The 9,457-nt window shown below is 67.8% G+C and carries 5 protein-coding genes and 1 pseudogene; 1 reads left to right on the plus strand and 5 read right to left on the minus strand.

Annotation, left to right across the window (positions count from 1 at the left end; genetic code table 11):
• Nucleotides 1-61: 61 nt before the first annotated feature.
• The 5 genes and pseudogenes from ACGG9C_RS16820 to ACGG9C_RS16840 all read right to left on the minus strand — a co-directional run bounded on the left by ACGG9C_RS16820 (nucleotide 62) and on the right by ACGG9C_RS16840 (nucleotide 5,902).
• A pseudogene (locus tag ACGG9C_RS16820) lies at nucleotides 62-761 on the minus strand (VIT family protein).
• Between the two features lie 215 nt (nucleotides 762-976).
• Complete coding sequence (locus ACGG9C_RS16825; RefSeq protein WP_228480961.1) at nucleotides 977-2,881, minus strand: heavy metal translocating P-type ATPase; 1,905 nt, start codon at nucleotides 2,879-2,881, stop codon at nucleotides 977-979.
• A 38-nt stretch (nucleotides 2,882-2,919) separates the two neighbouring features.
• The gene (locus ACGG9C_RS16830; RefSeq protein WP_228480962.1) at nucleotides 2,920-3,264 is read right to left on the minus strand and encodes a metalloregulator ArsR/SmtB family transcription factor; all 345 of its coding nucleotides are present in this window, start codon (nucleotides 3,262-3,264) and stop codon (nucleotides 2,920-2,922) included.
• Between the two features lie 7 nt (nucleotides 3,265-3,271).
• Nucleotides 3,272-4,525 carry a histidinol dehydrogenase gene (gene hisD / locus ACGG9C_RS16835; RefSeq protein ID WP_390178939.1) on the minus strand — a complete coding sequence of 418 codons (1,254 nt, stop codon included), beginning with the start codon at nucleotides 4,523-4,525 and terminating at the stop codon, nucleotides 3,272-3,274.
• 108 nt (nucleotides 4,526-4,633) lie between these two features.
• The gene (locus ACGG9C_RS16840; RefSeq protein ID WP_194384868.1) at nucleotides 4,634-5,902 is read right to left on the minus strand and encodes an IS256 family transposase; all 1,269 of its coding nucleotides are present in this window, start codon (nucleotides 5,900-5,902) and stop codon (nucleotides 4,634-4,636) included.
• Nucleotides 5,903-6,675: 773 nt separating this feature from the next.
• On the opposite strand from ACGG9C_RS16840, the gene mobF reads away from it, so the two are divergent.
• Nucleotides 6,676-9,457: MobF family relaxase (gene mobF / locus ACGG9C_RS16845; RefSeq protein WP_390178940.1), on the plus strand; the 2,782-nt coding region annotated here is incomplete at its 3' end.

Here is a 9,457-nt window from a genome sequence, read left to right on the forward strand (position 1 = left end):
GGGCTCTCTTCGCAGTTTGAGCGGACGCAGGGGCACCGGACTGTTGCGCGGGGCGCCGGTCCTAGACCGTTCCGGTGCCCAGCAGGGTGCCGATTCCGTAGGTCGCGGCCAGGGCGATGGTGCCGCCGACGACCACACGCACGGCCGCACGGCCCGGCCGGGCCTTGCCGAGTCGGGCACCGAGCGCGCCGGTGACGGCGAGGGCGACGAGCACCAGCACGAAGGTGGTCGGGATGCGGATGCCTGCGGGCAGTAGGAGGATCGCGAGGAAGGGCACGACGCCGCCGAGGAGGAACGCGATCGCGGACGCGGACGCCGCGCCCCATGCGCTGACGACCTCGTCCTCGGCCAGCCGGTGCTCGATGTCGATGTGGGCGGCCAGCGCGTCGCGGGCGGAGAGCTCTTCGGCGACCTTCCGGGCGGTGGGTTCGGTGAGGCCTCGAGCCTGATACGACGCGACCAGTTCCTGGAACTCGGCATCGGGGTCGGCTGCGAGGTGTCCGCGTTCCTCGTCGATGGCGGAGCGTTGACTGTCACGCTGGCTGCTGACGGAGACGTACTCGCCCAGGGCCATCGAGACGGCGCCGCCGACGAGGGCGGCGACACCGGCGGAGAGCAGGGCGGGTTCCCCCGCAGCAGCGCTGGCGACGCCGACGACGACAGTGGCGACGGACACGATCCCGTCGTTGGCGCCGAGGACCCCCGGCACGTAGCTTGTTGAGGCGTTGGACGCGGGTGGCGGAGGGCGTGGGAGTGGTCATGGGTCCTTCTTCCGAATCGTCATGTGTCGCTAGCGCGATCGAGTGGAGCCCGCGTCGTTTCCCCGCATCTTCGGTTCCTCGACTTCTTCAGCGCTGCCGGGGCGTCCGGTAACGGGTCTCTTCTCGGCCACCGGGCTACGCAGAGCCTGAGATCTGCGTAGCCCGGTGTCGACGTGTGTGCTGCCGTGCATGCTGGTTAGTCGCGCCGCAATGGCTCAAGGGCGGTGTCCGGACCGGTCTTGATGCGGACGCTGAGCAGCTTGGTGGAGTTCAGGAACACGAGGATGTCGGGACCGAGGTGGATGATGGCGGCCTGGATCGGGCCGATCCAGCCCAGCAGGGCGGCGGTGATGCCGAGGACGTGGACGACGCCGACGCCGACGAACAGGTTTTCCTGGATGGTGCGGTAGGCCCGGCGGGCGATCGCGCGCACGCCGACGATCTTGCTGAGATCGTCGGTCATGAGAGCGACATCGGCCGCTTCGATGGCGGCCTGCGTGCCGCCGGCACCCATCGCGATCCCGGTCTCGGCGAGGGCCAGCGCGGGGGCGTCGTTGATGCCGTCGCCGACCATCGCGACCCCGTTCTCCACGGGCTTGCATCTGTGTGATGACGCCGACCTTGTCCTCCGGGAGCAGATCGGCGTAGACCTCGTCGATGCCGAGGCTGTCGGCGACGCGACCGGCGACGGCGGCGTTGTCACCGGTGAGCATCGGGATCCGCTTCACACCGTTCACGCGGAGCCCGGCGATGGCTTCTTTCGCCCCGGGCCGGATCTGGTCCTCGAGCTCGAAGCTGCCGATCAGGCGGCCGTCGGCGGCGACGTGGATGATCGTCGTCGCCTCCGCAACGGGCGGCACGTCGATCCCCGCCTCTGTGAGCAGGGCGGCGTTGCCGACGAGCAGGGCACGCCCGTCGACCGTTCCCGTGACACCGCGGCCGGGCACGACTTGGAAATCGGTCGGCTCGGGGATCTCCACGCCGGCCTCACGCACGTAGGCGACGATGGCCTCGGCGAGAGGGTGGCTGGAGCGGCGGTCCAGGCCCGCGGTGAGCCGGAGCAGTTCCTCACGTTCCACAGAGGCGTCGGCGACGCGCACGGCGCTGACCTTCGGGCTGCCGACGGTCAGGGTGCCGGTCTTGTCGAACACGACGGTGGTGGCCCGGGCGAGGCTCTCCAGGTAGATTCCGCCCTTGATCAGGATGCCGCTGCGTGCGGCGCGGGCGATCGCGGCGATGATCACCATCGGGGTCGCCAGCGCCAGTTCGGCGGGCGAGGTGAAGATCATGAGCGTGACGATCATGCTGACGTCCCGGGTGACGAGGAACACCACCACGAGGAACACGATGATCAGCGGGATGAGCCACGCGGCGACCTTGTCCGCGAGCTTCTGCACGGGCGCGCGCGAGTCCTCGGCATCCTCGACGAGGGCCACGATCCGCGCGAACGTGGTCTGCTCCCCGACCGCTTCGGTGCGCACGTCCAGAGCACCGGACTTGAGGATCGTGCCGGCGAACACGCGCGAGCCGGCGGACTTGTCCTTCGGGACGCTCTCACCCGTGACGGATGCCTCGTCCGCGGCGCCGTCCCCGCTGACGACCGTGCCGTCGACGGGGATGCTGTCGCCCGCGCGGACCAGGACGACGTCATCGACGTGCAGTTCCGCGATCGGGACCACGCGCTCCTGCCCGTTCTCGCGGACCCGCGCGACGGTGGGGACCGCGCCGATCAGCCCTTGGATCGATGCGCGCGCCCGATCGGTGTTGAGGTCGGCGATGAACTCGGCGATGAGGATGATCACCATGAGCACGCTTCCCGCGACCTCTTCGCCTCCGACCAGCGCGAAGATCGTCGCGACGGTGACGAACAGTTCCGTGCCGATCTTGCGTTCGGTGAACAGATCGATCAGACCCGTCTTCACCAGCCGGTACAGACCGACCGCGACGGCCACCCACAGCACGGGAACCGGGATGAGCTGCCGCCAGTACAGGAAGGCCACCAACCCGGTCAAGAGGATGCGAGCGACCTCGATCCACCGTTCGCGCGTCATCAACGACATGAACGTCGCGCGGCGTTCCGCGGGACGGGCCGCGGTGTCGGCGGCAAGGGGATCAGTCATGGGCGTCAGTCCTATCTGTCAGCACGATGGTTCGGGGTTCATCGGGTCGGTGCGTGATGCGCTGGCCGACCCTCCAGGTGCACCGCCGCATAATGCAGGGCGATGTTGGCGAGATCTGCGGCGTGTTCATCGACGAGGCGGTAGAGCACACGCTGACCATCTCGCCGACGGTCGACCATCCCGCTGCGCTGCAGCCTGCTCAGATGCTGGGAAACCGTCGGCGCGGGCCGATCCACTCGACTCGCGAGTTCGCCGACCGAGATCTCGGGGTGCTGCGCAAGGGCGAGGACGATGCGGATGCGCGTCTCTTCGGCAAGGGTCCGGAACACATCCACGGCCCCCTCGATCGCACGATCGCCACTGTCCATCGTCGCCTGCGTCATCGGAACATCAATCCTGTTGGACGCGCGTTGCAGACGGGGCGAAGCGGGCCTCCAAGGCCGCGCCATGGGCGGGCAGATCCTCTGCCGTGCTGAGCACCCGCATCGTCTCGCGCACGTGGCGGAGAGCGGCGGCCGGGTAGCGCACGGTCTGCACCGCCCGCAGGAACGTGTGCACGGTGAGCCCGGAGGAGAACGTGGCCGTTCCTCCGGTGGGCAGGACATGGTTGGAGCCGGCGCAGTAATCACCGAGACTCACCGGCGTGGACGCGCCGATGAAGATCGCGCCAGCGTTGCGTACGTGTCCGGCCACCCCGTCGGCATCGTCGCAATGGATCTCGAGATGCTCAGGGGCGTAAGCGTCGCAGACCTCGATGCCGTGCTCGATGTCGTCGACGATCACGATCGCCGACTGCGGACCGGTCAGGGCGGCCCGCACTCGATCCGCATGGGGCGTGAAGGCCACCTGTCGATCCAGTTCCGTCTGCACGGCGAGGGCCAGGGAGGTGGAATCGGTGACCAAGACGGCGGCGGCGTGCTCGTCGTGTTCGGCCTGGCAGATCATGTCGGCAGCAATCAGCATCGGATCGGCGAGAGCATCCGCCAGAATCATCACCTCGGTCGCTCCGGCCTCCATGTCCACCGCGACCGTGTCGCGGACCAGACGCTTCGCGGCCGCGACATACACATTCCCAGGCCCCGTGATCAGATCCACTGGCGCGACGCTCCGCTCCACCGTGGGGTCCTCGATGCCGTACGCGAGAGCGGCGATGGCCTGGGCGCCCCCGATGGCGTAGACCTCGTCAACGCCCAGCATCGCCGCCGTCGCGAGGATCGTCGGGTGCGGGCGACCACCATGCTCGACCTGCGGCGGACTGGCCAACGCGATCGAACGCACACCGGCGACCTGAGCGGGGACCACGTTCATCACCACAGACGACGGGTACACCGCCTTCCCGCCCGGGACGTACACCCCAGCTCGCTCGATGGGGAACCAGTTCAAGGACACCTGCGCGTCTCCCTCGAAGCCCACCACCACCGGCGCGGGCAACTGCGAACTCGCGAACCGACGGGTCCGCTCGATCACCTCCTGCAACGCACCACGAAGCTCCGGCGCAAGCGCGGAGAACGCTTCCGCCAAGGCCTCCGCAGGCACCCGCAGCACCTGCTGCTCCACCCGATCGAACCGGGCCGCGAGCTCAGCCACTGCGGGAAAACCGTCACGCCGCACGTCAGCAATAGTCGAAGACGCCGCGGGAATCACACCCGCTAGATCCACGACAGCGCGCGGCACGGCACGGCGCACCTCATCCCGGGTGGTCAAGTCCCGTGGTGTGGTGTCATTCCGTTGCTTCCTGATGGTGGGTGTTGGTCAGGCGGTGAGGTAGAGCTCGGGGTGGGCGGGTTCGGTGTGCTCGTGGAGGGTGTGGATGAGTTTGCGCATGGAGATGTCGGAGAAGTAGCGGCGTTCGCCGTAGCCCCATTCCTCGTGCTGCTCTTGGAGGACGGCGCCGATCAGGCGGGTGACGCTGGCCTGGTCGGGGAAGATCTGGACGACGTCGGCGCGGCGTTTGATCTCGCGGTTGAGGCGCTCGATGGGGTTGTTCGACCAGACCTTCTGCCAGTGCTCGCGGGGCAACGGCGCGAACCCGGTTAGGTCCGCTTCGGCCGCCTCGAGCATCGTCGCGATCTCGGGAAACGAGCTGCGGAGGCTGTCGGTGACGGCCTTGTATTGCGCGATCACGGCCTCGGTCGTGGTCTGCGCGAAGATCGTCGAGATCAACGCGTTGACCGGCTTCGAACGCGCCGAGCCGAGCTTCTGGGTGACATTGCGGGCGAAGTGAACTCGGCATCTCTGCCACCCGGACCCGGGCAGGATCGCCTTGACCGCGGCCTTCAAGCCAGCGTGCGCGTCGCTGGTGACCAGGGTCACGCCGAGCGGGTCGGCGTCGGTGGCGACTTTCAGGCCGCGGTCGCGGAGGCCGCGGAGAAACTCGGTCCAGAAGTCGGTGGTCTCCGCGTCCCCGAGCGCCATCCCGAGGATCTCCCGGCGTCCTTCGCCGGAGACACCGGTCGCGACGACGAGGGCCTGGGAGACGACCCGGCCGCGGTGGCGGACGTCGAGGTAGGTGGCGTCGAGGAACAGGTACGGGAACCAGGTGTGATCGATCCTGCGGTGCAGGAACTCGTGCACTGACTCGTCGATCTCGGCGCAGATCCGCGAGACCGTCGACCGGGAGATGCCGGTGTCGTTCCCCAACGCCCGCACCAACTGGTCGACCTTGCGGGTGGAGACCCCATCGATCCAGGCCTGGCAGATCACCGCGTAGAGCGCCTTGTCGACCCGGCGGCGCGGGTGCAGCAACGACGGGAAGAACGATCCTTCCCGCAGCTTCGGGATCTGAAGGTCTACTTCCCCGGCCGGGGTCGCGAGGGTCTTCGGGCGGGTCCCGTTGCGACGGGTCTTGCGCTCCGCGGTCCGCTCATAACGGTCAGCACCGATCTTCACCGTCGCTTCCGCGTCGACCAGATCTTGCAGGCCGGCCTGCAGCATCCGACGGAACACGTCCGAATGGGCCAGGTCAGGGTCAGCGAGGACTTCGCCGATCAAGGTCGTCAGGGCAGACTGGTAGTGGGTCATCGTGGGATCTCTGCTTTGCTTCTTGCCGGAAACAATGGTCATCCCACGGTGGCCCTTCATCGTCTACGACGACGAGAACCCCCCGCGGGAATTGACACCACGCTATGGGACTCACCCTCCCGGGTAGCGGAGCTTCCACGAAAACCGATCACGCGCACAGCGACGTTTCCGGATGCGTGAGTCATCGCCGCACTCCCGGGACAGCGGAGCCGGTAGAGGGCGCACACAGAGCCGTAGAAGCGACCTTCGGCTCGAAGATGATGAAGATGATCGTTCCTTCCGTAACAAGAGCCACACCGCGCGGGCGAGGCCGTACAGGCAGGGGGCGCGGAGCATCCCCTCTTTTCTGAGGCAAGGCCTACACGCCAGGGGAGCATCATATCTACGCAGTTACGCAGATAATGAGGAAGGTGAGCGGGTCTCGGATCGTGCAAGAGGTCACGCCGTGGCGCACCCCTCTGCGGATTCTGCAGATCCTGTGCGTATCGGACGGGCGAGCTCGTGAGATCTCGCCCGTCGTCGGCAGCCCGCTCGCGCAGCGCACCACCGTGCCTCACCGCGAGGACGTACGGCCCCGCGTCGCAGTGTGAGGATCGGCTCGATCGGCCGCTGATCATGACAGTCACCGGCATGAGCTGCTCTCCATTCAGGACGGACACACACGTCTGGCACCAGGGTGCCGCGCTCGGGCGCGGAGCGCCCACCTGACTCCCGAGATCGGCCCGTCCGTGACGGTCTCGGGAGGGGCTGTCGTGGTGATGACGATCCGGGTCATGTCGTCCGGCAAGGGGTACGAGTACCTGCTGAAGTCTGTCGTCGCTGGTGACGGCGACCGGGAGATGAGCAGCCCGCTGACCCGGTACTACACCGAGACCGGCTGCCCGCCAGGTACTTGGGTCGGTACCGGCCTGATGAGTCTCGACGACGGACGCACCCCGGCGTCGGCCGAGGGCGACACGGTGACCGAGGAGCACTTGGCGCGGCTGCTGGGTGAGGGCATCCACCCGGTCACCGGGGAACGACTCGGTACCCGGTTTCCGTCGTTGCAGCCGCCGCGCGAACGGATTGCGGCGCGCATTGCACGGCTCGACCCCGACCTGCGCGGTGAGGCGCGGGAGCAAGCGGTGCAACGTATCCGTGAGGAGGAGGTTGCGAAGAAGCCGCGCATCGCCGTTGCAGGGTTCGATCTGACGTTCTCACCGCCGAAGTCGGTCAGCGCGATCTGGGGTGTGGCCGACGCGGGCACGCAAGCCCTGATTGCGCAGGCGCATCACGCCGCGATGCGCGACACAATCGCGTTGCTGGAAGAGCGCGTCGCCGTGACACGGGTCGGCCGGGGCGGTATCGCGCAGATGCCGATCGTGGGTGTGATCGCGACCGCGTTTGACCATTACGACTCCAGAGCAGCGGATCCGCAACTGCATACGCACGTCGTGGTGTCGAACAAGGTGCAGGGCGAGGATGGGCGCTGGCGCACGCTCGACTCGCGCCGATTGCACAAGGCGGCTGTCGCTCTGTCGGAGTCGTACAACGCCTTTGTCACTGATCACACCGCGCGGCTGCTCGGTGTGACGTGGGTGCCCGTCGACCGGGGCAAGGACCGCAACACCGGCTGGGAGATCGCGGGCGTACCAGCGGCGCTGATCGCGGAGTTCTCCCGCCGCACCACCGGCGGCAGCGACGGCGCGGAGGGCATCGAGCAGGTCAAGAACCGGCTGATCGAGCAGTACATCGCCGAGCACGGCAGGCAACCCTCAGCGGCGACGATCGCGAAACTCCGACAGCAGGCGACCTTGGAGACGCGGCCCGAGAAAGAACTGCACTCGCTGGCTGAGCTGACCGCTGACTGGCGGGCGCGGGCCGAGGTGGTGCTCAGCGAGGATGCACCCACTTGGGCGCAGCATCTACTCGACCGGGGTGCGGGCGAGGCTCGGCTGCGTGCGGACGATCTCGGGCTGGAGCAGATCGAGGATCTTGCCTCCGTGGTGCTGATGGAGGTCGCGAACCGGCGCGCAACCTGGGGGCGATGGAACCTGCACGCCGAGACGATGCGACAGATCATGGGCGTCCGGTTCGCAACCACCGACGATCGCATCCGGGTGCTCGATCAGATCGTCGCCCACGCCGAAGCCGAATCGCTGCGGCTCACCCCGGACTACGACCGAGCCGTACCCGCCCACTACGTCGACGGTGAGGGCAACAGGTTCCAACCGGTCGACCAGATCGCGTATTCCAGCCAGAACATCCTCGACGCCGAACAGCGGCTCCTCGCACACAGCCAAGATGACGGTGGCCCGGCGCTGACCGCGCGGCTCGTCGCGCGGCACACTTCCCGCAAGATCGGGGGCGTAAGGCTCGATCCCGACCAGGCCGTCGCTATCACGCGCATCGCCCGTTCCGGGCTGACCCTTGATCTGCTGGTCGGCCCGGCAGGTTCCGGCAAGACCACGGCGCTGCGCGCCCTACACCGGGCGTGGACAGCGGCGCACGGACGCGACTCGGTGATCGGCCTTGCGCCGTCGGCTGCTGCCGCCGAAGTGCTCGGCGACTCGCTCGGCGTGCGGGCAGAGAACACCGCGAAATTCCTCTACGAACACCACCACGGGCGCTGGAACCTCGAAGCCGGGCAGCTCGTGCTCGTGGACGAGTCTTCCTTGGCAGGAACACTCGCGCTCGATCGCATCACCGCGCACGCCGCCGAGGTCGGAGCCAAGGTCGTCCTCATCGGAGACTGGGCGCAACTCTCGGCAGTCGAGACGGGCGGAGCGTTCGGGATGCTCGTCCGCCACCGGCACGCGCTCGTCGATCCTGAAGCATCATCGCGGGAGTTGTTCTATGTGGCGATGACGCGCGGCAAGCACCGCAACCACGCCTACGTCATCGTGCCCGACCCGCACGAGATCGAAGCGCACCTCGACCAGCCCGAACCGCTGACCGTGACAGACCGGCTCGCCAAGGTGCTCGCCCGCACTGATGCTGACCTCTCCGCCACCGAAACCCTGAAGCTCGAGGTCGATCGACACGCCTCGCTGTCCACGCTGCTGGCCGAGTACGACGTGCTCGCCCGCGAAGCACAGACCGAACGATGGGCAACCCTCCTCGATGTCGCACCGTTCCCCGAGAACGTGGCCGACGACGTGTTCACCAGCTCCTACTACGAACGACTCGAAGCAGCCCTCGCCCGCCACGAAGCCGCCGGCCACCTCGCAGCAGCCGCCCTCACTGCCCTCGCACCCCGACTCACGCCCGGCGAAGACCAATCCGATCCCGCCGCGCAGCTCGCCGCCATACTCGACCAAGCCACCCAGAAACTCCCGCCCGGCAAACGAACCAAGGCGCGAGTTGCCGGACTCATCCCCACACCTGCCGAGCCGATCGCCGACGACATGCAGACCGCGCTCACCCAACGGCAGATGCTCATCGAGACTGCCGCGCGCGGACTCCTGCACGACGCCCAGGAAGCGGGAGCCGCATGGGTGACGAAGCTCGGTCAGCCGGGATTACGGATCGAGGCGCGTGAGCGGTGGGAAGCACACGCCGCCACCATCGCGCTGT

It is taken from the genome of Microbacterium sp. MTN4-26 (assembly GCF_042846595.1).
Classification (GTDB): Bacteria; Actinomycetota; Actinomycetes; order Actinomycetales; family Microbacteriaceae; genus Microbacterium; species Microbacterium luteum.